The sequence below is a fragment of the Hyalangium versicolor genome (assembly GCF_020103695.1).
GTDB lineage: Bacteria > Myxococcota > Myxococcia > Myxococcales > Myxococcaceae > Hyalangium > Hyalangium versicolor.
The window spans coordinates 666,034-688,874 of record NZ_JAHXBF010000002.1 but is presented as its reverse complement, the minus strand read 5'-3'; the positions used below and the strand labels follow the sequence as shown (position 1 = coordinate 688,874).

Here is a 22,841-nt window from a genome sequence, read left to right as displayed (position 1 = left end):
GGGGGCTTCCCGCGATGGGGGCTCCCGGTGTTCAATGGGTGCCGTGGAGTTCCCATCTCTCGAGGCCGAGGTTGCATTCCTACGAGGCCTGACATCCGTCCAGCGGATGGCGGACGACATCCTCGAGGACTGTTTCGAGCGGGGGTTGGATCTCAACACCGGGCTGGACGTGTTCCTCACGCAGTGCGCGCGGATGGTGCACGCGGTGGCGGGCTTCGTGTCCCTGAAGGGCACGCAGGGGCCCGTGCTGACGCGGGTCCTGGGCGAACTGGGCGTGGATGTCTTCGAGGCCGCGAAGTGGACGGGTCCCCACCGGGTCGAGGGCGGGCGGATGCTCTTCTGCACCCGGCTCACGCTCGGGAAGCTGGACCTGGGCACGCTGGGGCTCGCGGTGGAGGGGCGCTTCGAGGATGGCGGGAAGCTGGTGATGAAGCTCGTGGAGGCCATCGGCGAGCAGCTCGACTCGGCGGTGCTGGGCTTCCTGGCGCTCATGGATGGACGGAGCGCGCTGGAGCGGCTGGATGATCTGGCCGTGGACGACGATTCGACCCCGGTGATGCGGGGCCGGATCGGCCGCTACGAGGTGGTGACGCCCCTGGGCACCGGAGGCATGGCGCAGGTGCTGGTGGCGCGTGCCCGAGGGCCCGAGGGCCTGGGCCGGCTGGTGGCCCTCAAGCGCATCCTCCCCCACCTGGCCACGGATCCCATCATCGTGCAGCAGTTCCTGGACGAGGCGCGCATCGGCCTGCGCCTGTCCCACCCCAACCTCGTCACCGTCTTCGACATCGGCGAGGCCCAGGGTGCCTACTACATCGCCATGGAGCTGGTGCGGGGCGTGGACCTGGACCGGCTGTTGAAGGTCATGAAGGCGCCGCTGCCGCCTGCCATGGCGGTGGCGGTGGTGACGCAGGGGCTGCTCGGGCTGCACGCGGCGCACACGCTCCGGGGAGAGGACGGGGCGCCGCTCCTCCTGGTTCACCGGGACATGTCCCCGCACAACCTCATGCTGGGCTTCGACGGGCGGGTGAAGGTGCTGGACTTTGGCGTGGCCAAGGCGCGCGCGCAGCGCACGGTGACACTGCCCGGCATCGTCAAGGGCAAGCCCCTCTACATGTCTCCCGAGCAGGCGCGGGGCGAGCGGCTCGATGCGCGCAGCGATCTGTTCGCCCTGGGCCTCATCCTCTACGAGGCCATCACCGGCAAGCGCGCCTTCGACAAGGGCGATGAGCTGGCCAGCATGTACGCCATCTGCGACGAGGAGTTGCGGCGTCCCGAGCGCATCCCCAAGCCGCTCTGGGATGTGATGGCCGTGGCGCTGGCGAAGAGCCCCACGGAGCGCTTCCGCAATGCCCAGGAGATGTCGGAGCGGCTCGCGGAGGTGGTGCCTCCGGCGAAGGACTCGGAGCTGGCGCGGCTGGTGGCTGCCCACTTTCCGGACCGGCTGCGCGAGTTGAACCGGCTCGATCGCTCCTCGGACGAGAAGTCCAAGGCGGAGAAGACGCGGGTCCGCCCCGCCGTGAAGCCTTCGAGCTGAGCCCTCGCGGCCTTGCCGCTGCGTCCAGGGGCTCAAGAGCGGCGCAGGTTGGGATCGTCCGACGTCAGATCCAGCTTGCGCGGGGCCTCCACGTCTTCGTCCCTGCGGAGGTCCACCTGTTCGCGGCGCACCGCGTCCTCCACGCTGTAGACGGGCACGGCCTCCTCATCCCTGTCCACCCGGGGCCGCTCGACGCCCTCCGCGGAGGCGTGCGCCGTCAGCCCCGATGTGGCGCCCAGGCTCGTGCTCCGCTCGGCCGGTATGCCTACCGCACCCGGGCCTACTCCGGCTCCGCCCCCCGTCCCCGCCAGGACTCCGTGCTCCTCGTCGAACGAGAAGCGATGCAACCCCTCCTTGCCGTGGAGGAGGATGACCTCGCCGTCTCGGATGTCGCTGACCTCCGCATAGCGGCAGACATAGTCCTTCGGGAAGAAGAGGCCCTTCTCGATCAGGAACTCCCCGTCGTGCACGGCGAAGACTCGACCCAGATTCTCGCCGTCGATGCTTCGAACCGTCATGCCCTCTCTGATGTCGCTGCGCTGATACATGACTCTCCCCCAAGGAATGGAGCGGCCGTCCGGTGTACCCGCACCGAACCGGCGGCGCCCGTTGACCGGCATGCCTCACCCCGAAACTGGGGGCTCTTCGGATCCGCGACAGCCCTGCCGGATTCGTCGTTCGGTAGCACGGTGGTGCCCTTGCTCCCCGGCATGGAGCGCTCGGCCCATTGCCTGCTTCTCGAGGTGAGGAGCGGCACCGGGGGACCCGGGCTTTCCGCGGCGGGCGTCCAGCCCAAATGTTGGGTGCGCGAAAGCAGACCCGGCTCAGGGGGAGCTTCATGAGGAGCAGTCAGGAGAGGAACGCTCGCTACCGCTGGAGGAGTGCGCTCCTGGGAGGGCTGACAGGACTCGGTGTGCCCCTGCTGCTCGGAGTGGCTTGGGCCCGGGGAAGCCCTACCAACCCCGCGGCGGTCGGTGCGCTTGCCGGCCTGCTCGGGGCGCTGGTGGGGGGGAGGCTCGCCCGGCGGCCGCGAGCCAGCCCGGAGTCCGAGGCGGTCGGACATGACCCGGCGCCTGGGGAGCGGACATTGCGAGCGGTGGAGCCAGCGCCTCGCCAGGACGAGGGCTCCGAGCTAAGGAGAGGCCCCAGCGGACGGGAGCGGCTCTGGCTCCTGGAGGCTTCAAGCGGCTCTACCTGAGGAGTCGCGCGAGGCGTGGCACCGTGAGCGGCTCCTGATGTACGCCCGGGCCCGGCGGCAAAAAGCGGCGGAGCGCTACGGCTGCGCGCTTGACCCACATAGCGGGCTCTCCTAGAAGACCGGGCTTCCGCTGACGGAGGGCTCCGCATGCGACGTTTTGTCCCGATGCTGCTGACCGCGCTCGCCATGATGATGGCTGGGTGCGAGAAGAAGACGCAGCCTGCGTCTACCGAAACGGACACCAGCAAGCAGGCCGCTCAAGGCTCGGGAGGTACGGCGCCGGCCACTCCCACGCCTGCTCCTGGGACGCCCGTGCCGACTCCGCCCGCCAACTCCAACACGATCCTCCTGGGCGTGGCGACGAGCCTCACCGGCGGACAGGCCACCTTCGGCGTCTCCACGCGCAACGGCATCGACATGGCCGTCAAGGAGGCGAATGCCGCCGACGCGCTGAAGGGCAAGAAGCTGGAGATCCGCGTGTATGACGACCAGGGCAAGCCCGAGGAGGCTGCCCAGGCCGTGACCCGCCTCATCACCCAGGACCACGTGGTCCTCATCCTCGGGGACGTGGCTTCGTCCAACTCGCTGGCCATGGCGGAGAAGGCCCAGGCGGCCGGGGTGCCGATGATCACCCCCTCCTCGACCAACCCGGCGGTGACGGAGAAGGGCGAGTACATCTTCCGCGTCTGCTTCATCGACCCGTTCCAGGGCTTCGTGATGGCGAAGTTCGCCCGCGAGAACCTGAAGGCCAACAAGGTGGCGGTGCTCCAGGACAACAAGAGCGCCTACTCCATCGGGCTCACGGACGTGTTCACCCGCAAGTTCACCGAGATGGGCGGAAAGATTACCAGCACGGAGAGCTACAGCCAGGGCGACACCGACTACCGCGCGCAGCTGACCGCCATCAAGAAGACGCAGCCGGACGCCATCTACGTGCCGGGCTACTACAGCGAGGTGGGCGTGATTGCCCGCCAGGCGCGCGAGCTGGGTCTCAAGGTCCCGCTGCTGGGCGGTGACGGATGGGATTCGGAGAAGCTGTTCGAGCTGGGTGGCTCGGCCATCCAGGGCAGCTACTTCTCCAACCACTACTCGCCGGAGAACCCGGATCCGCGCATCCAGAAGTTCGTGAGCGAGTACAAGGCCGCTTACGGCGGGGTGCCGGACGCGCTGGCGGCGCTCGCCTATGACGCGGCGAACGTGGCCATCGATGCGCTGAAGAAGGCGCCGGACACCTCGGGCAAGGCCCTGCGGGACGCCATCGCCCAGACGAAGGACTTCCCGGGCATCGCCGGCACCGTCACCCTGGACGAGAAGCGCAACGCGGTGAAGCCCGCCGTCGTCCTGAAGGTGGGGGATGGGAAGACGGAGTACGTCACCACGGTCAACCCCTAAATGCTGCAGATCCTCCAGCACCTGATCAACGGTCTGGCCGCCGGCACCATCTACGCGCTCGTCGCGCTGGGCTACACGATGGTGTACGGCGTGCTGAAGCTCATCAACTTCGCCCACGGCGACGTGATGATGGTGGGCGTGTACATGGGCTACGCCACCGCCTTCACGCTCGGCAAGCAGGAGCAGAAGACGTTCCTGGGCGTGCTGTTGGTGTTCCTGGTGGCCATGGGCGGCTGCGCGCTGCTGGGCTTCCTCATCGAGCGCTTCGCCTACCGGCCGCTGCGCGAGAAGCCGCGGCTGACGTCGCTCATCACCGCCATCGGCATCTCGTTCGCGCTCTCGTACGGCTTCCAGCTGGACATCGGGTTCCTGCCGGGCGCGGCGCCGCGCGCCTTCCCGGAGATCATCACCCCCAGCGAGTGGCTCGTCATCGGGGACCGGGACGTGGTGGTGTGGAACTGGCAGGTGATGTCGCTGCTCATCGCGGTGGGGCTGATGGTGGGGCTGCAGTGGCTGGTGTTCAAGACGCGCTTCGGGCGGGCGATGCGGGCGGTGTCGTTCGACCACCGGACGGCGGCGCTGATGGGCATCCCCACGGACACGGTCATCGCGGTGACGTTCATGATTGGCAGCGCGCTGGCAGCGGGAGCGGGGTTGCTGTACGCCATCAAGGACACCTCGGTGAGCCCGCTGATGGGGTTGTACGTGGGGCTCAAGGCCTTCGTGGCGGCGGTGATTGGCGGCATCGGTCACGTGCCGGGAGCGGTGGTGGGCGCGCTGATGCTGGGCCTGGTGGAGGAGTTCGTGGTGGGCTACGCGGCGAGCACGTGGCGTGACGCGGTGGCCTTCGGCATCCTCATCATCGTGCTGCTCTTCAAGCCGGGCGGCCTCTTCGGCCGGGTCGCGGCGGAGAAGGTATAGGCCGCATGGAATCCTCCGCTCCTCCGACTCCGGTTCCTGGCGTTCCCCTCTGGCTCCGAGGCCCGCTGCCGGTGCTGGTGGCGGTGCCGGTGGTGATGCTGTTCGGCTGGGTGATGTCCGAGTCGCCCTTCGCCACCTACCTGCTGTCCATCATGGGCGTGAACATCGTCCTCGCGGTGAGCCTCAACATCGTGAACGGGATGACGGGGCAGTTCTCCATCGGCCACGCGGGCTTCATGGCGGTGGGGGCCTACGTGGCCGGGCTCCTGTCGCTGGTGCTCAAGGACATCGCCATCACGGGCCTGCCGGTGGTGGTGAGTGATCAGATCTTCCTGCTCGTGGCCCTGGGCGCTGGCGGGGTGGTCGCGGCGGTGTGCGGCCTGGCGGTGGGCCTGCCCAGCTTGCGGCTGCGCGGGGATTACCTGGCCATCGTGACGCTGGGCTTCGGAGAGATCATCCGCGTGGTGGTGCAGAACACGGAGGCCTTCGGACGCTCGCTGGGCTTGTCGGGCATCCCCCAGACGGCGGGCCTGCCGATGATCGGCTTCTGTGTGTTCCTGGTGGTGCTGGTGGCGCGGCGCCTGGCGGGTTCGAGCCATGGCCGGAGCCTGTGGGCCATCCGTGAGGACGAGGTGGCCGCCGAGGCCATGGGCGTGGACACCACGGGGTACAAGGTCCGGGCCTTCGTCATCTCGTCCTTCTTCGCGGGCATCGCGGGCGGGCTGTTCGCCCACTTCGTGCCCATCATCAACCCGGGCTCGTTCACCTTCGTGAAGTCGATGGAGGTGGTGGTGATGGTGGTGATGGGAGGCCTGGGGTCGACGACGGGCGCCATCATCGCGGCGATGTTCCTCACGCTGCTGCCGGAGGCGCTGCGCTCGACGTTCAACGCCCTGGGGGCCGAGGGCAGCCTGGCGCAGAAGGTGGATCAGATCCGCATGCCGGTATACGGCCTGATGCTGGTGGTGCTGATGCTGCTGCGTCCGGAGGGGCTGTTCGGGACGAAGGAGATCTGGGAAGTGCTGCCCCGGTGGATTCCCCGGCGGCGAAAGGGGCTGGCATGAGCGCCGCGGCAGAGCTCACGCCGGAGCAGCTGTCGGACGCTCCTCTGCTCAAGGCGGAGGGGGTGAGCATCGAGTTCGGAGGCCTCAAGGCGCTGACGGACTTCAACCTCGCCATCCGCAAGGGAGATCTGCAGGGGCTCATCGGGCCCAACGGAGCGGGGAAGACGACGGCGTTCAACGTGCTCACGGGCGTCTACCAGCCCACGCGCGGCCAGGTGCGGGTGGCGGGGAACGTGGTCAACGGGCTCAAGCCGCACCAGATCAACCAGCAGGGCCTGGCGCGGACGTTCCAGAACATCCGCCTCTTCCGCGCGCTGACGGCGCTGGACAACGTGAAGGTGGCCTGCCGGGCCGAGGCGCTCTCTGACACGTTTGCCCACGGAGTGGCCGGGAATGTGGTCCCTTCTGGGGGACGTGGAGGGCTGGGCGCGAGGGCGCTGGCGCAGGTGATTGCGAACGGGCGGAGCCTGTTTCTGGTGGGGTGGTGGAAGTCGCTGCTGCTGACGCCGGGGTTCCTGGCCGAGGAGCGCCGCATCACCGAGCAGGCCGAGCGCCTGTTGGAGGTGATGGGGCTGTCGCACCGCCGGAACGAGGAGGCTCGCAACCTGCCCTATGGCGAGCAGCGGCGACTGGAGATTGCGCGGGCGTTGGGGACGCGGCCTCGGGTGCTGCTGCTGGACGAGCCGGCGGCGGGCATGAACACGCGGGAGAAGGCGGACCTGATGGTGCTCATCCGGAAGCTGAGGGATGAGTTCTCGCTGGGCATCCTGGTCATCGAGCACGACATGAAGCTGGTGATGGGCATCTGCGAGAAGATCACCGTGCTGGATCACGGGGAGACGATTGCCCGCGGGGCGCCGGAGCAGGTGCGTACGGATCGGAAGGTCATCGAGGCGTACCTGGGGGACAACTACCTGGAGACGCACGGAGGGGCGGCGTGAGCGAGCCAGTGAAGATGCTGGGCACGCGCCAACCGCGTGAGCCGCTGCTCTCGGTGGAGGGGCTGAAGGTCCACTACGGGGCCATTCAGGCGCTGAAGGGCGTGGGGTTGTCGGTGGGGGCGGGCGAGGTGGTGGCGCTGATTGGGGCGAACGGGGCGGGGAAGACGAGCACGCTGCGCGCGGTGAGCGGGATGCTGAGGCCGAGCGGCGGGAGCGTGACGTTCGTGGGGAAGAACATCACGGGGGTGAAGGCGCACCTGCTGGTGTCTCGGGGGATGGCGCATGCGCCGGAGGGGCGAGGGATCTTCCCGAACCTGACGGTGCAGGAGAACTTGGACCTGGGGGCCTACCTGCGGAGGGACACGGCGGGGATCGCGGCGGACCAGGAGAAGAGCTTCGGGCTGTTCCCAGTGTTGAAGGAGCGGCGGAAGCAACTGGCGGGGACGCTGTCGGGCGGGGAGCAGCAGATGCTGGCGATTGCGCGGGCGCTGCTGAGCCGGCCCAAGTTGCTGCTGCTGGACGAGCCCTCGCTGGGACTGGCGCCTCAGGTGACGGAGACGATCTTCCGGACGCTGAGAGAGGTGAACACCACGGGCATGAGCATCCTGCTGGTGGAGCAGAACGCGCACTTGGCGCTGAGCATGGCCCACTATGGCTACGTGCTGGAGACGGGCGAGGTGGTGATGGCGGGCCCGGGCAAGGCGTTGCTGGACAGCCCTGAGGTGCGCAAGGCGTACCTGGGCGAGTAGGCCCGGACGCCCCGAGCGCGGTAATGCGCTCGGGGGCGGAGTGGGGTTCAGCTCACGGCAGGAAGACGAGCACTCCCACCTGACTGGGTCCAGCGGTGAGGCGGGCAGAGCCGGCCTTGCCGGTCTGCTTGGGCGAGGAAGGCCTGTCCGTCAGCCAGAGGATGGCGCCGGTGATGGCTACTGCCGCCCCGGCACCTGCGCTGATGGCTGCGAGCTTGTGCTTGGACTTCGCGCTGTCGCGGAGGTCAACCAAATCCTCCAGGTCGGTGCTTGGCGGGAGAGTGGTGCCAGCATAGGCGTCGTTGAATTTCTTGGCATCCGAGTTGCCGAGGAAGAGGAGAACGCCCGAGGTGATGAGCCCTGCCCCGCCTACGGCCATCGCGGTGATGCCCACAGGAGTCTTCCACTCCAGCCCGGGAGAAGGCTCATGCTTCACGATGATGATGGGGGACGGCGCGGGAGCTGGTGAAGTCTGGGTAGGAGCGGGCTGGGCAACGACCGGCGGAGTCTCGGGCTCGACCGGACTGCCGGGCATCATGGGCATGGGAAGGATCTCGGGCGCGGGTGCCTTCGACACTTCCATCTGGTCGAGGAGCTGCGAGACGGCGAACCGGACCACATCGCGCGGTGGCTGGTTGGCGATGCGAGGCAGCTCAAGGGGGCGCTCCTCGACCTTCTTACCGGTTGCATCCACGACAAGGCCAGTAATGCGAGTGGACTTGGGCGTGAACGGGTTGACGGTGATGTAGAGGGTTCGGGTGGCCTGGGTGGCGGCGGCGAGACGTCCGAGACACGCGTTGCGGTTCTTGGCCTTCGCGCAGGAGCCGTGCTCCTTCTCGAGGAAGGTGCGGACCTCATTGGAGGGTACGAGGTTCATGGTCTCGCGGACGGCAGAAGTGGCGCAGATGGCCTCCAACTCGGAGACATCGGCCTTCTTGCCGCCGGTGATGACGCACGGGTGGAGTGCGGTGCGCTCCCGTTGCGAGGCCTGTGCATGGGCCGAGGTGGCCAGGGAGGCTGCGGCGAGTGCCAGCAGGAGGCCGTAACGGGAGAGGCTGTTCACCATGGGAAGCCCTCTTCAGGGGTAGAGGCAGTGGGCGCGTCGTGCAGCTACCAATCGAGCATGTCACATCATGCAGAAGGTGTGACCGCAACCTTCCTCGATCAGGGGGGGCATGCTATCCACCGGTACAAGGCCGTCAAAAGGTTTGGGAGGTAACTGATGTTGCGCAAACTCCTGTGCGCGGGGGTGCTGCTCACGACGCTGGCTGGGTGCACGGATCCGGAGGGGAGGAAGTGCCGCTCGGACGCGGACTGCGGCGATGGCGGAACCTGTAACGTAGCTTTGGAGCTCTGCTACGCGACGGATACCGAGCCGGAGTTGGACGCAGGGGTGTGCATGCCTGCTTGTGCGGAGTACGAGGCCTGCACGAAAAATGGGTGCCGGGCCCGCTTTACCGGCGTAGCCATCCAAACGCCTAGCTCCAATGCGCTGCTCGATGCGGGGGCAGTGCAGGTCGTGGCCCAGTTGCAGGTCAACGAGACCTACCGGGTCACAACTCGCTTCCCTGAAGCGCTCGACTTCCGTGCGGAGTTGAATGGCGGCGGTTCGGGGGGAGACTTCACGAACTTCAGTCACGACGATGCGGGTACCTATAGTGCGGTGTGGACGCCACCGGTCGTGGAAGCACAGGTCACGTTGCGAGCGTCCCACCCCGTACCTAATGCCGGTGTGTCGAGTTCCGTCGTGGTGAGTGTAGACAGGGTGCCGCCTACTCTGACGGTGACTGTGCCGTCCCCCAATGTGCCTGTGCTTGATGGGGGCACAGTCTACGCGGACCCCAACCCGAACGGATTGACTAACCTGTGGAGAAGAGATCAGCAGATACCGATCGAGATTCGTACGAATGAAGCCAATTTGGATGTCGGCTCTTTGAGGGTAGCTCTGCGGGGAACGGATGGAGTCGCCAGCGCTTCCGTGGCAGTGACCCCGACGACGACGAATTGCACTGCTCTCTTCTGTGGTGTGGCCCTACTGAACCTGTGGGAGCCGAAATTCGATTTGTTCCGTGGCTCCATGACGCTGGAAGTGCAGGGCAATGATCTTGCCGGCAATGTGGGCTCGACTTCTCCAGCAACCCCCCAGGTCAATGTGACGCGATGGAAGTGGGCTTTCAACTTGAGCACTGGAGCCATCAAGGCCAGCCCTGCCATTGGAGAGAAAGGGACCGTCTACATCGGAAGCGCTGATGGCAAGGTCATTGCCCTCAGTCCGGAGGGCTCGAAGACTTGGGAGGCTTCGACGGTGGGAGCAGTCGGAAGCTTGGCAGTTGGAACTTCGGACGGTGGGGTTGAGCCCATCTATGTGGCGACTAACACGACGAACAGCAAGGGCGTGCTCTACGCGCTCTCCAGCGATGATGGGGGAGTGAGGGTGAGGTGCCCAGGCTCCGGTGAACACGCTGGCTCGGTTCTGAGCGCTATGGCCATCACGACTTTTGGAACTGCACCAAGCCGATTCGAGCAGGGTGCAGCAGTTGTAAACAATGGCAAGAATTCAGAGCTCTGGGTTGTTCGGCCTGAAGGAGCAAGTTCAACAGCTCAGTGTGTTCTTTCCAGTGCCACCTTCAACATTCCCGAGGCAACTCAAGACGGTTCGCTGGTTGCGGATGGGGGCACTTTTGTCTACCCGACGAGTGATGCGACCATCGTTAGTTACAGCTTTGGTGGTAGTGCGCTGAATTGGGAGACTCAACCGGCCAGTCAGCTAATTGTGGGGTTGGCTCTAGCGGGTGGGAATCTCCTAGGTGGAGGGGTTGGTTCTACCCCTACCCAAGGAGCACTCTACTCTGTGCCTATGGCCGGCAGCATGAATGTGACATTATTGCCGAGTACGAGTGGTGGTCGGGTGTGGAGTCCCATCATTGGCCCTGGAGGAATACTCGTCTTCCATGGTCAGGAGACTGGCGGTAATCAAGGCAATCTCAAGAAGTATGACTTGCAAAGCCAGATGCCGAGTAATTCGATGTTTTCCAATGTGGGAGTGTTGAAGTACGCCCCTGCTTTGGGGGCTGATGGGCTGTTGTATGCAGCGCCGAGCTCTTCGGGCTCTGTATCTGCATTGTCTACGGGCGACCTGAGTCAGCAGTGGACGGAGGCACTGAATGCACCAGCTACTGCCTCAGTGGGATTGGATTGCGCGAGAAGTACTTCCGGGGCAGTGATCCAAGGCAAGCCCTCAGGAACGCTCTATGTGCCTTCTGGTGGTGTGCTGAACGCCATCATCGTGGACAGTCCAGGCCTGAGTCGTGACACGGCCGCCTGGCCCAAGTACCAGCACGACGCACGCAACACGGGCAATCCGGCCACGCCTATTACCAACTGCCAGTAGGGCCAACGAGATCGGCTCCGCGACAAGTAACTAGCGGAGCCTTCATTCCTCGGTAGTCAGGGGCCGCGGACTCGTCTAGGGTCGGCTGTCTCGTTCCACCCGTTCTTTCTCAGAGGGAGCGTACATGTCCCTGAAGTCTCGTTTTTTCACCGCGTTCTCGATCCTCTCCTTGAGCGCCGCGTGCGCCACCACCCAGCAGGGCCAGCCCACCCAGGCCGGCGGCACTTCCACCGTCGAGGAGCTCCCCAACGAGGAGCACCAGGGCGGTGAGCAGCCTGCCCCTGAGGCCGCTCCTGCTCCCGCTCCCGCCGCTGCCGCCCTCCCGCAGCTCAACACCTTCGGCGGCCCCGAGGACGGTTTCACCGCCAAGATGCCCGGCAATCCTCCTCCGGTGGTTCGCAACAAGCTCGCTTCCAAGAACGGTGAGATCGTCACCGCCGCATGGAACGGCAACGTCGAGGGCGTCATCTACTCCCTCAGCATCGCTGACTACCCCACCAAGACCGTCGCCGGGCGCGCGCCGGAGGCCTTCCTCAACGAGGGTCGTGATGGCATCGCCGCTCAGCTCAAGGGCAAGATCGTCAGCGAAGAGAACATCACCATCAACGACACCTACCCCGGCAAGGCGTTCACCATCGCCTCCGATAGCGGTGAGGTGAAGGCGCGTACCTATCTCGTTGGGCCGCGCACCTACACCCTGCTCACCCTCTACAACCCGAGCATCGGCGCTCCCGCCGCGGACGAGTTCCTCCGCTCCCTCACCCTCATCAACCCCCCGCCCCGTATCGAGCGCAAGGGCGCCGCCCCGGCGGGAACCCCCGCTCCGGCTGGCTCGCCTGCGCCCGCTCCGGCTGGTTCTCCTGCGCCTGCCCCTGCCACTCCCGGCACGAAGTAGTCCCTCTCCGGTGCACGCTCCGGCCTCCGCGAGCGTGCACCTGTTGACGGTCCCTCCGCACCAGACTCACCCCGGGGGACACTGTCGCCGTCGACCCCTGGTTTCCTCCCTCGCCCCCCGGACTTAGGTTTCCTTCGGGATTGGGACGGGGGAGGGGACGAAGATGATCGGGGCTTCAACGGCCCTGCTCGCGACGGTGCTCGCGAGCGGGACTCCGCTGATGCCGGTCGGGGGTGGCAATGCGCTCACCCTGCCGGCTCAGCGTCACATCGTACAAATCAGCATGGGAGGGAGCCGGGCACCTGTCTGGTTGCTCGCCCTCCAGCAGACAGGCTCAGAGGGGCGAGGCCTCTCGCTGTATCGCTCGGATGATGGCGCGCGCAGCTTCCGTTTCCTCGCACCCATCCAGCCGGATGCCAGCCACCACGACCGGGCAGAGCTGCTTGCCGTCGGCAAGGACGTAGCGCTCGTCTACTCCTACGAGTCCTCCGAGCTGGGGCCGTCGCACAAGCACGACGTCTGGTTCCAGTGGTGGCGCTACCAGTCCAGCAGTGACACCTGGAGCCCCGAGCCGGCCGTCCGCGTCTTCGACGCCACGGATGATCGCATCGCCTACTCCCGCGCGCTCCTGGCCAGGGACTCGCAAGGGCGGCTGTGGATCCAGGCCTTCCGGCTCGAGAAGGACGGGCGCTCCACTGCGGTGGTGGCCGTCTCCACGAACGGAGGCTCCAGCTTCCAGCGCCAGCCAGACCTCGACAGCGTCCGGCACCGCGGAGGCGGCCGGCTGCTGGCCATCGGCAACAAGCTGATCTTCGTCTACGGCATGCACGATGGCTATGAGCCCGCGCGCATGCGCATCCGCCAGGACAGCGATCCGCTCGGCACCTGGGGCTCCGTCCGCCAAGCCTTCCCCGACGGCATCTACCACGGCGCCGCGCTCAGCGCCGTCGAGGACGGCCAGGGCGGCATCCACTTTGTCTACAAGGACGAGTACGAGCGGCTCTACTACCGCCACTTCGATGGGAGTTCCTTCGGAGCTCGCACGCTGATCGAGGACACCAAGGACTGGGCCATGCAGGCGGCCACCACCCGCATCGGCAACACGCTCTATCTCTTCTACAACCGCATGCGCGAGCCCAACAAACGCTACGAGCTTCGCGCCCGCGTGTTGAAGAACGGCACCTTCAGCGCGCCCGTGGTGCTGGACTCGAACTCGACCTTCAAGGGCTACCTCAACGCCGTGGACGTGCTCCCGGCGGGCACCTCAGAGGTCCCCTGCTTCTACGGTGACGCGCGGGACGCCAGCTCCCGAGGCAATCTGGCGCGGGTGGCGCTGCCCACCGGCGAGGACGATGGGGACTCTGGCGACGACGGCCCCGAGGACTCTCCGCCTCCCGGCGCCAGCATCTTCTCGGATGACTTCTCCCGCACCACCTCGCGCGGCCTGGGAGACGGCTGGACGGTGGAGGGGCTCTGGTACTCGGATGGCTCGCGCGCGGTGAGCGATCGCGACTCCCAGGAACTCGCGCTCGCGTCGCGCTCGAGCTGCGGTGACTGCCAGGCCGAGGTGCGGCTCCAGCACTTCGCCGAGGCCGAGGCAGGCGTCTTCCTTCGCTCCCAGGGCAGTGCCCGCTACACGCTCGTGTCCAAGTCAAATGGCCGGATTCAGATCCGGCGCGAGGTCGGTAGCCAGGTCACCGTGCTGGGGGAGGCGAGCAATGGCCTTTCGTCCGCCCGCGGGCCCATGACGTTGACGCTGTCCGCCAAGGGCTCGGGGCCGGTGGAGCTCACCGCCTCCGTGGATGGCCAGGTGCGCCTCACGGTGGTGGACTCGAGCAGCTCCGCGCTCCGGCAACCCGGGCTCGCGGGTCTCGAGACACCCATTGCCGGGGTGTGGTTCGATGACTTCCAGGTTCGGAAGCTGGCGCCGTAGCGCTCCCCGAGTGTTTTGAGCTTCTACCTCCGAGGGAGCAGGCAGCCTGGGCATGAGGCGGAGCCCCAGCGTGCTAGCATGTGGCCTCTACCCTGTAGCCGAGGTATCCGAAGTGAAGAAGCTCAGCCTCGTGGCGCTCCTCGTCACGCTCTCTGCCTGCAAGAGTGACAAGATCGAGGGGGAGGCGATTGGCGCCACAGTGGTGCTCGACCCCGGGGTGCACGCCTCCTGCGTGCGCTTCGAGGTCCGGGATCCGTCGACCCATGTCGCCCTTGAGACACGGTGGCTGCCTCGGAACAAGAATGAACTGAAGATCGCCGTCTTCCCGGGCACTCTGCCCTCGCAAGTGGAGCTCGCTGCACGCCCATACCAGGACGGCGACTGCGCGAACGGGGCTGCGGCCCAGACTCCCAATGGGGCCTTCGTGACGGTGACGGCCTCCTTCGTGACGGACACCGTCGTCCAGGCCAGCCCCCTGGCGCTGCGGCCCGGGCGGGATACCGACAATGATCAGTATGTGAGCTCGGACGACGGGGGGGCGGACTGCAAGGACTCCAGTGGATCAGTGAACCCGGGGGCCCAGGAGCAGTGCACGGATCAGGAGGATGTCGACTGCGATGGCAAGCGTGGGTGTGAGGCGTCCACGTGCGGCGCCAATGCCTGCTTTCGTCCTCCGGCCAACCTCGTGCTGACCGTGCCGACCACGCCGGTGCCAGCCGGTACTTGCTCGAGCGGCTCGGTTCAGTTGAAGGACGATCAGGGCGGCAACTCGCGAGTCACCACGGCCACTCCCGTGGCTCTGGCGGCGACTCCGTCCAATGGCATCAGCTTCTACTCGAATGCGGCGTGCACTGCGCCCGCGGTGAGCACGACCATCCCCGCTCAGGAGGGCGCCGCGACCTTCTACTTCCAGGGGCAGGTCGTGGGGAGCGTGACGGTCTCCGCGTCGCTCAGCGGGCTGCCTACCGCGTCCCAGAGTGTGCAGATCGCTGCGGGTCCGGGAAACCGCCTGGTGTTCCTGAGCCAACCGCAGACGGTGACGGCAGGGGATTGCTCGCAGAAGGTGCAGGTTCAGAGTCAGGACGCGCAGGGCAATGCTGCGCCTGTGACGAGCAACACGTTGATCTCGCTGTCAGCCGCTCCCAGCGCGGAGTTCGAGTTCTTCACAACCTCGAATTGCAGCGGCGCATCCGTGGCGAGCATCTCCCTGGCCGGGGGCTCTCACACCGCCGAGTTCTACTTCCGGGGCAAGAAGGCCGGGAGCGTGTCGGTCTCCGTGGCGGCGCCAGGCTTTAATGGCAGCTCGCAGTCCGAGACGATCCAGGCGGGACCTCCTGCTGTCATCGCGCTCTCGGGGCCTACGACGGTGACTGCCGGGACCTGCTCCTCGACGGCCGTCACAGCCACCTTGCAGGACAACCAGGGCAATGCGGTGGTGGCGACGTCGAACCTCACCGTCACCTTGAGTGCGACGGGGAAGCCGCTGACTTTCTCCACCAGCAACACGTGCGCTCCGACCACGACGAGCGTCACCCTCACCTCGGGCAGCAGCACGGTGAGCTTCTACTTCCAGGGCACCCAGGCAGGCGCCTCCATCATCCAGGCTGCGCCTATGGGGCTGACGGCTGGCACGTTGAATGTGACCATCAACACCGGACCTCCGGCCGCGCTCGTGTTCACCACCCCCGCGCAGCCGGTGCAGGCGGGGAATTGCTCCACGGTGAGGACGGTGCAGTTGCGAGATGTCGCGAACAACCCGATCGTGGTGGGATCAGCCACGGCTGTGGCTCTGTCGGTGACTCCCTCCGACGGGGTCCAGTTCTTCACCAGCTCGAACTGCACGGGCACCCCGGTGACCGTGGTGAACATTCCCTCGGGTTCGAGTGATGCGAGCTTCTACTTCAAGGGGACTCGTGCGCAGTCGGTGGTGCTGTCCGCGACGAGTGTTGGGTTCACCCAGACTCAAAACGAGACCCTCAATCCAGGCCCGCCGACGGTGTTGGTGCTCTCTCCGTCGCCGCTGAGCATGAATGCCGGAGAGTGCAAGACGGTGAATCTGCAGACGCAGGACACCCTTGGAAACGCATCGACAGTTACGGGCAACCAGTCCATCGCGCTCACCGCGAACCCTGCCACGGGCTTCACGTTCCACTCGAGTTCAGGCTGCTCCAGCCCGACGGCCAGTGTCACCGTCAACTCGGGCCAGGCCAACGCAACGTTCTATGTGACCACGACGAAGACAGGGACTGTGGCGGTGACCGCCAGCAAGAGTTCGTTCACCGACGGGACGGTGACGGTGCAGGTGAGCCCGGCGACGGCCAACAAGATCGTCTTCACGACGCCAGCGCAGCGGATCCAGAAGGACCTGTGCTCGGCCTCCACCGCCCTGGAAGTGCAGGACACCTATAACAACCCCGTTTCAGGCGCTCGGGTGATCAACCTGACGCGGACCGGGAACACCCTCACCTTCTATCTGGACCCGGCCTGCACGGGGGCCGCGGTGAACTCGCTCACGCTGGGGGCCAGTCAGAGCAGCGCGAACTTCTACTTCAAGGACTCCGCTGCCGAGAGCGTGACGATTACCGCGTCCGACGGCAGCCTGGCCGAGGCGACGCAGACAGAGACCATCGATCCGGTGAAGCCGACCGTACTTGCCTTCACGACGAGCGCCCCGACGCTGCAGGCGGACCAGTGCTCTGGCGTGGTCACGGTGGAGGCGCAGTCTTCTCAGGGGAGCGCGCTGCCCGCCGTCGAGAACATTCCGCTCTCGTTGACCGCTTCGTCGTCGGCTGGGTTCACGTTCTACTCGAACACCAACTGTTCGGGCTCGGAGCCGAGCGTCATCAGCATGGGTCAGACGAGCGTCAGTTTCTCCTACAAGGGGACGAAAGCGGGGACGATCTCCGTTACTGCCTCTTCAGAGGGGCTGAGTTCGGCCACGCAGAACGCCACCATCAATCCCCTGGCGGCAAGCAAGGTGGCGTTCAGCACTTCGCCGTATACGACCACGGCGGACGTCTGCTCGCAGGCTGTGACCATCAACTCCGTGGATGCGCATGACAACGTCGTGCCTGTGTCCGGGAACAAGGAAGTCAATCTCACCCACAACGCAGGCCCCACGGATCCCAACTTCAAGTTCTACTCGGACGCTGGCTGCACCTTGGAGATCTCGACGGCCACCTTCCAGGACTCGCAGAACTCAGCGAGCTTCTACTACAAGGGGCGGAAGGCCCAGGCCGTGACGCTCAAGGCGGGAGGTGGCCCGAGCGTGTTCATTGAGGGCTCCCAGATCCACAACATCATCGCGGCTGGTGCCTCCACCCTGGCGTTCTCGTCCAGCACGCCGCCCTCCGCGGGCCTGCTCGCGGGGACCTGTACGCTGCGGACGGTCGAGCGTCGGGATGCGTATGGCAATCCGGCGACGGATACGACGGCCCTCACCGTCAACCTCAGCGGCTCGACAGAGACGGAGTTCTTCACGAACTCCAACTGCACGGGCCCCGTGACCAGCGTCTCCATCGCGATGGGGGACAGCTCGGCGGACTTCTACTTCAAGGGCTACCACGGGGGAGACAACGCCACCGCGCCGCTGACGCTGACGGCGTCTTCCTCCCTTCCGCCCCCTGCTACCCAGACGGAGAACATCATTCCCACGGTCCGATCGGGGATCTGCACGATCGCTGGGGGAACGAACAGCATCCCTTGTCCCATCACGCCCGCGCTGGCCAATGTGAACAAGGCGTTCCTGGTCTTCCAGGCCACCTCGACGGCTATCGGTAGTGGAGATGCCAACGTGCGCTGCCGTGTGGACACCTCCGCCCAGGTTCTGTGCGAGCGGAACGGAACAAGTACTATTTCTGTGAGCATCCGGTGGAGTGTGGCGGAGTTCCCCACGGGAGTGACGACGCAGAGCAGTGTGACGCAAACCTGCTCGGGTGGTACGACCAACGTCACATTGTCCAGCGTCGTGAGGGCTGAGAGCTTCCTGCTGCTCAGCAGCGAGCGGGGTGGGGGAGACCAGAGCAGCGATACGCCTCGGCTGGCGGAGTTGACGACGACGACCCAGGCGCAGATCCGAAAGTCAGGCAACTGCACGGCGGACACCAACAACCTCCAGGCGATCGCCTATGCGGGAGCTGCGGTCCAGCGTGGGTTGTCCACCATGTCGAATGGGACAGTCACGACCACTGCTGCTCTCTCTTCCGCAGTAGATCTGAGCCGGTCGCTCCTCCTCTACTCGTATAGACTCAGTGCCGGGGGTACGCGGAGTTGCGATCGAGGCGTGCGGGGCGAGCTGACCAACACGACGACCGTGAGCTTCTCACGGGGTGAGGGCGATTCAGCCAACTGCTCAGCCTCCAAGGTGGATGAGATCTCCTGGGAAGTGGTGACGTTCCCTTCTGGGACCGTTGTTCAACAGTACAAGCAGCCGCTCACGGGAAATTCGGCACCCATCAACCTTACGACATCGGTTGACCCCAGCCGGACCCTCGTGATCGCGGGTGGCCAGTGGGCTTCGGGCCAGGTTCACGGGGAGGGCAAGGTCCAGACCGATACCATCAGCGACGTGCGTGCCCAGGCCTACCTGTTCGACAACTCCACGGTTAATCTCAACAGGCAGACCGCCACCTCCACGGCCACCTTCACCGTCTTCGTCGTCCAGCTCAAGCCATGATGTGAGCTGAAGCTTCTGGCGCGCCGCTGGAGCCGTCTCCCCCCACAGCACAGAGGAGGGCTCATGTGGAACCCCGCGCAGTACGAGCACTTTCGTGACGAACGGAAGCGCCCCTTTTTCGAACTGCTCGCCCGGGTGGATGCCGCTGCTCCCGCTCAGGTGGTCGATCTGGGCTGCGGCACCGGGGACCTCACGCTCGTCCTCTCCGAGCGTTGGCCCATGGCCCGTGTCACCGGCGTGGACTCTTCCGAGGCCATGGTGCTCGAGGCCCGCCGCCGCACGGCTCCGGAACAGGTGCGCTTCGAATTGGCGGACCTGGCACTCTGGACGCCCGCTGCTCCGGTGGACGTGCTCGTCTCCAATGCGGCGCTCCACTGGCTACCGGAGCACCCCGCACTCCTGTCCCGGTTGGTGTCCCTCCTGGCTCCGGGAGGCGTGCTCGCTTTCCAGGTGCCGGCCAACTTCGATGCGCCCTCGCACCGCCGCATCGACGAGGTTCGCGCGCTCCCACGCTTCGCGGCGACCCTCGCTCACGTGAGGCGGGGACATGCCGATCCGCTCGATTCCTATGAAGCCTGCCTGGCTGGCATGGGACTCACGGTGGATGCCTGGGACACCACGTACCTCCATGTGCTGCCCGGAGAGGATGCCGTGCTGCAGTGGCTCCTGGGCACCACGCTGCGGCCAGTGCTCGCGGCGCTCGGCCCCCAGGAGAGCCAGGCCTTCCTGGACACGCTCCGGCCCCTGCTGCGCGCTGACTACCCCGCATCCGAGCGAGGCACTCCCTTCCGCTTCACCCGGCGCTTCGTCGTGGCCTCGCGCCGCTCGTGAAAGAGCGGCATGGCTCGGAGAGGTTCCGGGCTGAGCGAGCAGGGAATGGAACCGGGCTCACTTGACCGTGGCCAGCCTCACGCGCACGAGGAGATCATGCAGCCCGGCCCGGCTGCTCGGCTCGTTGGGCAGCAGGCTCACATCCCTTGCGCGCTCCAACTCCTCACGCAGGCGGAGGAACTCCCGCTCGTGGAAGGAGAAGTCCGTCTCCTTCAGCGTGCCCTTCTCCGAGCCCTCCAGCTTTCGCTGCACCAACTCAGGGATGTAGGGCAGGCGCTGGTGCTCGTTGAGGATGAGGAGGTTCGGCTCCACGCGCCCCGTGCGCATCAGGTGCAGGCCCGTGAGCAGCACCCGGTACACGTAGAGCAGTGGCTTCACCCGCCGCGGCCGATCCTTCTCGAACAGCCGCCACTGCGTCTCCGCGAAGCCCAGGTAGTGGTGTGCGTGGTGGCGGGTGATGCAGCCGTTGGCCAGCGCCTTCAGCTCCTGGTGCTCGGGCGACGTACGCAGCACCAGCGGTGAGTAGAGCTGCTCCAGCACGTAGCCGTTGCGCCGCAGCAACAGGTTGAAGAACTTGGTCACGTCATGGGTGACCAGATCCATCTCCAGGCCCTCGTGCAGGGTGGACTGCTCCACCGTGTCCGGCCCCGTGTCCAGCCCCACCACCTCTCGCGCGGGCAGCACATGGACGCCTCTCAAATCCCAGTCCGAGTCCGGTGAGGGGAAGCCGTAGATGTGCGAGCCACTCACCGTCATGAAGACGAGCGGGTACGGGTGGCGCTGCACGAAGGGATCCAGGCGGCTGTCGAGCGTCGTCATGGGCTCAGCTCCTTCCGCGCGAGGCGGGACTCGGGACGGGATGGAATCTCAGAGGGCGCCCGCCAGGGGTAGCTCCAGCCGTGGCAGGTAATGCCCTCCCTTGCTCTCGAAGAGGACGAAGTGCTTCACGTGGGCCTCTCCCCAGTGCTGACCTTCGAGCGCGCGCTGGCACTCGGCGAAGGCCGCGTCCCCGCGCTGCTCCTTGGAGCGCGCCAGCGTCAGGTGCGCGGTGTACATGCGCTTCTCGCGAGGGAAGCCCAGCGGCTCCAGCACGGCCGCCATCTCAGCCTGGAGCGCCTCCAACGCACCAGTGTTCCCGCGGACGCCCGCCCACAGCACGTGCGGATGACGCGGTGAGCCGAAGGTTCCACCACCCTCGATGGAGAGGGTGAAGGGCGCGTGGTGCTGGGCCACTGGCGTCAGCGCGTCGCCAATCGCGGGGAGTTGTGCATCGGCCACCTCGCCGAGGAAGACCAGCGTGAGGTGGACGCCCTCGGACTTGACCCAGCGAGCCTTGGGGGCCAGGGCCCGCAGGCGCTCGATGCCGGCCGCGGTCTGGGCCTCCACGGCACTTCCGAGGGTGACGGCAGTGAACAGGCGCATGGCTCAGGACTCCGAAGGGGCGCGTCGGCGGGGCCAGAGCGCGTAGGCCCAGCAGGGGAGGAAGGCGAGGAGCTCGACGGCGACGACGTACAGCCCTCGAGACGAGAACATGCCCGTGCCGATGGGGGCCACGGGCAGAGGCCTCACCGGCGCGAAGAGGCGGGCCTGGGAGAAGGGCCACAGGAGCGCCGCACCGAGCCCACCATCGGTGAGCGAGTCCAACAGGCCATGGCTGCCCACGGCGACCAGGGAGAGCAGGCCCAGGCGCCAGGGCTTGAGGCGGAACACGGGGGCCAGCGCCATGGATAGCCCCGCCACCAGCGCCGCGATGACGAGCGAGTGCGAAGCGCCCCGATGTCCCCAGGGGGCAGAGTAGGGGATGCCGAGCATGAAGGAGATGACATCCGCATCCGGCAGGAGCGCCAGGACAGAGAAGAACAGCATGCTGAGGGCCAACCGGCCTCTCGAGGCGGGACCCGCTTCGTATCTGCCCACGGAGATGCCGACCGCGACGTGACCGATGCTTGCCATGGCTGGCTCTCACGATAGTCCATCGCGGCGGTCCTGGCGGTTCGGTGCCTTCCTGGCGGTGGAGGGGCTCCTGGGCTAGCCTGACGGTTGGCGTGTTCAAGGCACCCTCCGAGACTGGTCTCGACGATCTCCTGCGTCAGCACCTGGACGATCGGCGCGCGAAGGTGAGCGAGTGGATCAATCGCTTTCGCGTGGGCGGAGCCGTGGGCTGGGTGCTGTGTGCCACGCTGTTCGACTGGCAGACGCCTCGGTGGATGCTGGGTCTGTACCTGGTCCTGGCGGTGGCCATGTGGCTGGGGTCCCGGCGCATTCCGGCTCTCGGCCGCAGGCCCGCACTCGGAGTGGTGGGCATCGACATGCCCGCCATCTGCTTCATCCAGTACTCGGCGCTGCAGTACACGATCAACCCCGTGGCGGTAGCGCTGATGCCCATTGGCATCTACGTCACGCTGCTGATGGCGGTGGCGATGCTCGGGCTGTCGGTGAGGGGCGTGGCGGTGACCACCGCGGTTGCCCTCATCTGCGAGGTGGTGCTCTGCGAGCGTGCCAACATCCCACGCGACGCCTATCCCCATGCGTTGGGGCTGGTCCTGCTGATGGCGGCGGTGGCTGCCACGTTCGTGAGTCGGCAGATGCTCGGGTTGGTGCGAGACGTCACGCGAGAACAGGCTCGAAGGGCGCGTCTGGGTCGTTACTTTTCACCGCAGGTGGCGAGCCGGATCGCGGAGTTGGGACCTGGAGCGGACACGGGTCAGCACCGCGAGGTGACGCTGTTGTTCTCGGACATCCGAGGGTTTACGACGATGGCGGACCGGATGGAGAGCCCACAGGTGGTGGCGCTGCTCAACGAGTACCTGGCGCGGATGGTGGAGGTGGTGTTCCGCAACGGGGGCACGCTGGACAAGTTCATCGGAGACGGGATTTTGGCGTACTTCGGAGCGCCGCTGGACCTGGCGGGGCACCCGCAGGCGGCGGTGGAGTGCGGGCTGCAGATGCTGGAGGCACTGGAGGTACTGAACGCGGAGCGGCGGGCGAGGGGAGAAGAGCCGCTGAGCATCGGCATCGGCATCCACACTGGCCGCGTCGTGGTGGGTGACGTGGGACCGAACCAGCGCCGTGAGTACACGGTGATAGGAGACTCGGTGAACCTGGCCAGCCGGATCGAAGGGCTGACGAAGAAGGTGGGAGTGCCGATGCTGGTCTCGGAGGTGACGCGGGCACGGTGTGGCGGGGAGTTCGAGTTCACCGCGGCCACGCCACTGCCGGTGCAGGGCAAGCCGGAGCCCGTGGCGACCTTCACCCCGAAGCGCTCCGAAGCCCAGCGAGGCACCCGCTGAGCGGCGTATCTCCGCCGGGGCTTGCCT

At 66.3% G+C, this 22,841-nt stretch carries 17 protein-coding genes; 12 read left to right on the top strand and 5 right to left on the bottom strand.

Annotation, left to right across the window (positions count from 1 at the left end):
• The first annotated feature begins 34 nt into the window (after positions 1 to 34).
• Positions 35 to 1,534 carry a serine/threonine-protein kinase gene (locus tag KY501_RS06270; protein ID WP_224361614.1) on the top strand — a complete coding sequence of 500 codons (1,500 nt, stop codon included), beginning with the start codon at positions 35 to 37 and terminating at the stop codon, positions 1,532 to 1,534.
• A 32-nt stretch (positions 1,535 to 1,566) separates the two neighbouring features.
• Here KY501_RS06270 and KY501_RS06265 read toward each other — a convergent pair whose 3' ends face one another.
• On the bottom strand, positions 1,567 to 2,052 hold the full coding sequence (locus tag KY501_RS06265; protein WP_224361612.1) for a hypothetical protein: 486 nt from the start codon (positions 2,050 to 2,052) through the stop codon (positions 1,567 to 1,569).
• Between the two features lie 827 nt (positions 2,053 to 2,879).
• Between KY501_RS06265 and KY501_RS06260 the strand changes: the two genes are divergently transcribed.
• From KY501_RS06260 to KY501_RS06240, 5 genes are read left to right on the top strand one after another with little or no spacing between them, the layout of a single operon-like run.
• Positions 2,880 to 4,124, top strand: a complete 1,245-nt coding sequence (locus KY501_RS06260; RefSeq protein ID WP_224361611.1) for an ABC transporter substrate-binding protein — start codon at positions 2,880 to 2,882, stop codon at positions 4,122 to 4,124.
• Positions 4,125 to 5,045, top strand: a complete 921-nt coding sequence (locus tag KY501_RS06255) for a branched-chain amino acid ABC transporter permease (RefSeq protein ID WP_224361609.1) — start codon at positions 4,125 to 4,127, stop codon at positions 5,043 to 5,045.
• Between the two features lie 5 nt (positions 5,046 to 5,050).
• Positions 5,051 to 6,109, top strand: a complete 1,059-nt coding sequence (locus tag KY501_RS06250) for a branched-chain amino acid ABC transporter permease (RefSeq protein WP_224361606.1) — start codon at positions 5,051 to 5,053, stop codon at positions 6,107 to 6,109.
• On the top strand, positions 6,106 to 7,050 hold the full coding sequence (locus tag KY501_RS06245; protein WP_224361604.1) for an ABC transporter ATP-binding protein: 945 nt from the start codon (positions 6,106 to 6,108) through the stop codon (positions 7,048 to 7,050). Before KY501_RS06250 ends, KY501_RS06245 begins: the two co-directional genes overlap by 4 nt.
• Positions 7,047 to 7,799 (top strand): ABC transporter ATP-binding protein, encoded by a 753-nt coding sequence (locus tag KY501_RS06240; protein ID WP_224361603.1) that lies wholly within the window; start codon positions 7,047 to 7,049, stop codon positions 7,797 to 7,799. Before KY501_RS06245 ends, KY501_RS06240 begins: the two co-directional genes overlap by 4 nt.
• Positions 7,800 to 7,851: 52 nt before the next feature.
• Here KY501_RS06240 and KY501_RS06235 read toward each other — a convergent pair whose 3' ends face one another.
• The gene (locus KY501_RS06235; RefSeq protein ID WP_224361601.1) at positions 7,852 to 8,865 is read right to left on the bottom strand and encodes a hypothetical protein; all 1,014 of its coding nucleotides are present in this window, start codon (positions 8,863 to 8,865) and stop codon (positions 7,852 to 7,854) included.
• Between the two features lie 156 nt (positions 8,866 to 9,021).
• Here KY501_RS06235 and KY501_RS06230 point away from each other — a divergent pair, with 156 nt between their 5' ends.
• The 5 genes from KY501_RS06230 (at position 9,022) to KY501_RS06210 (ending at position 19,524) form a co-directional block, all read left to right on the top strand.
• The gene (locus KY501_RS06230; RefSeq protein WP_224361600.1) at positions 9,022 to 11,190 is read left to right on the top strand and encodes a PQQ-binding-like beta-propeller repeat protein; all 2,169 of its coding nucleotides are present in this window, start codon (positions 9,022 to 9,024) and stop codon (positions 11,188 to 11,190) included.
• Between the two features lie 124 nt (positions 11,191 to 11,314).
• A complete protein-coding gene (locus KY501_RS06225) occupies positions 11,315 to 12,085 on the top strand; it encodes a hypothetical protein (protein ID WP_224361599.1) in 771 nt (256 codons plus the stop codon).
• 163 nt (positions 12,086 to 12,248) lie between these two features.
• Complete coding sequence (locus tag KY501_RS06220) at positions 12,249 to 14,018, top strand: hypothetical protein (protein ID WP_224361598.1); 1,770 nt, start codon at positions 12,249 to 12,251, stop codon at positions 14,016 to 14,018.
• Positions 14,019 to 14,130: 112 nt separating this feature from the next.
• Complete coding sequence (locus tag KY501_RS06215; RefSeq protein ID WP_224361597.1) at positions 14,131 to 18,693, top strand: beta strand repeat-containing protein; 4,563 nt, start codon at positions 14,131 to 14,133, stop codon at positions 18,691 to 18,693.
• A 63-nt stretch (positions 18,694 to 18,756) separates the two neighbouring features.
• Entirely contained in the window at positions 18,757 to 19,524 is a 768-nt protein-coding gene (locus KY501_RS06210) for a methyltransferase domain-containing protein (RefSeq protein ID WP_224361596.1), read from the top strand.
• Positions 19,525 to 19,581: 57 nt separating this feature from the next.
• On the opposite strand, the gene KY501_RS06205 is transcribed toward KY501_RS06210, so the two are convergent.
• Genes KY501_RS06205 through KY501_RS06195 form a run of 3 tightly spaced genes read right to left on the bottom strand, consistent with a single transcriptional unit; the run spans position 19,582 to position 21,477 of the window.
• Positions 19,582 to 20,343, bottom strand: coding sequence for a nucleotidyltransferase domain-containing protein (locus KY501_RS06205; RefSeq protein ID WP_224361595.1), 762 nt, complete (start codon positions 20,341 to 20,343; stop codon positions 19,582 to 19,584).
• Positions 20,344 to 20,391: 48 nt separating this feature from the next.
• Positions 20,392 to 20,946: an RNA 2',3'-cyclic phosphodiesterase gene (thpR, locus tag KY501_RS06200; RefSeq protein WP_224361594.1), complete on the bottom strand. Its 555-nt coding sequence runs from the start codon at positions 20,944 to 20,946 to the stop codon at positions 20,392 to 20,394.
• A gap of 3 nt (positions 20,947 to 20,949) precedes the next feature.
• The gene (locus KY501_RS06195; RefSeq protein WP_224361593.1) at positions 20,950 to 21,477 is read right to left on the bottom strand and encodes a metal-dependent hydrolase; all 528 of its coding nucleotides are present in this window, start codon (positions 21,475 to 21,477) and stop codon (positions 20,950 to 20,952) included.
• Positions 21,478 to 21,569: 92 nt separating this feature from the next.
• Here KY501_RS06195 and KY501_RS06190 point away from each other — a divergent pair, with 92 nt between their 5' ends.
• Positions 21,570 to 22,814 (top strand): adenylate/guanylate cyclase domain-containing protein, encoded by a 1,245-nt coding sequence (locus tag KY501_RS06190; protein WP_224361592.1) that lies wholly within the window; start codon positions 21,570 to 21,572, stop codon positions 22,812 to 22,814.
• Positions 22,815 to 22,841: the final 27 nt, after the last annotated feature.

Excerpts from the sequence above, each read along its gene's own strand:
- KY501_RS06265 (WP_224361612.1), bottom strand. The coding sequence starts at position 2,052 with ATGACGGTTCGAAGCATCGACGGCGAGAATCTGGGTCGAGTCTTCGCC.
- KY501_RS06220 (WP_224361598.1), top strand. The coding sequence starts at position 12,249 with ATGATCGGGGCTTCAACGGCCCTGCTCGCGACGGTGCTCGCGAGCGGG.
- KY501_RS06235 (WP_224361601.1), bottom strand. The coding sequence starts at position 8,865 with ATGGTGAACAGCCTCTCCCGTTACGGCCTCCTGCTGGCACTCGCCGCA.
- KY501_RS06210 (WP_224361596.1), top strand. The coding sequence starts at position 18,757 with ATGTGGAACCCCGCGCAGTACGAGCACTTTCGTGACGAACGGAAGCGC.
- KY501_RS06205 (WP_224361595.1), bottom strand. The coding sequence starts at position 20,343 with ATGACGACGCTCGACAGCCGCCTGGATCCCTTCGTGCAGCGCCACCCG.
- KY501_RS06195 (WP_224361593.1), bottom strand. The coding sequence starts at position 21,477 with ATGGCAAGCATCGGTCACGTCGCGGTCGGCATCTCCGTGGGCAGATAC.
- KY501_RS06255 (WP_224361609.1), top strand. The coding sequence starts at position 4,125 with ATGCTGCAGATCCTCCAGCACCTGATCAACGGTCTGGCCGCCGGCACC.
- KY501_RS06225 (WP_224361599.1), top strand. The coding sequence starts at position 11,315 with ATGTCCCTGAAGTCTCGTTTTTTCACCGCGTTCTCGATCCTCTCCTTG.
- KY501_RS06230 (WP_224361600.1), top strand. The coding sequence starts at position 9,022 with ATGTTGCGCAAACTCCTGTGCGCGGGGGTGCTGCTCACGACGCTGGCT.
- KY501_RS06250 (WP_224361606.1), top strand. The coding sequence starts at position 5,051 with ATGGAATCCTCCGCTCCTCCGACTCCGGTTCCTGGCGTTCCCCTCTGG.
- KY501_RS06245 (WP_224361604.1), top strand. The coding sequence starts at position 6,106 with ATGAGCGCCGCGGCAGAGCTCACGCCGGAGCAGCTGTCGGACGCTCCT.
- thpR (WP_224361594.1), bottom strand. The coding sequence starts at position 20,946 with ATGCGCCTGTTCACTGCCGTCACCCTCGGAAGTGCCGTGGAGGCCCAG.
- KY501_RS06260 (WP_224361611.1), top strand. The coding sequence starts at position 2,880 with ATGCGACGTTTTGTCCCGATGCTGCTGACCGCGCTCGCCATGATGATG.
- KY501_RS06270 (WP_224361614.1), top strand. The coding sequence starts at position 35 with ATGGGTGCCGTGGAGTTCCCATCTCTCGAGGCCGAGGTTGCATTCCTA.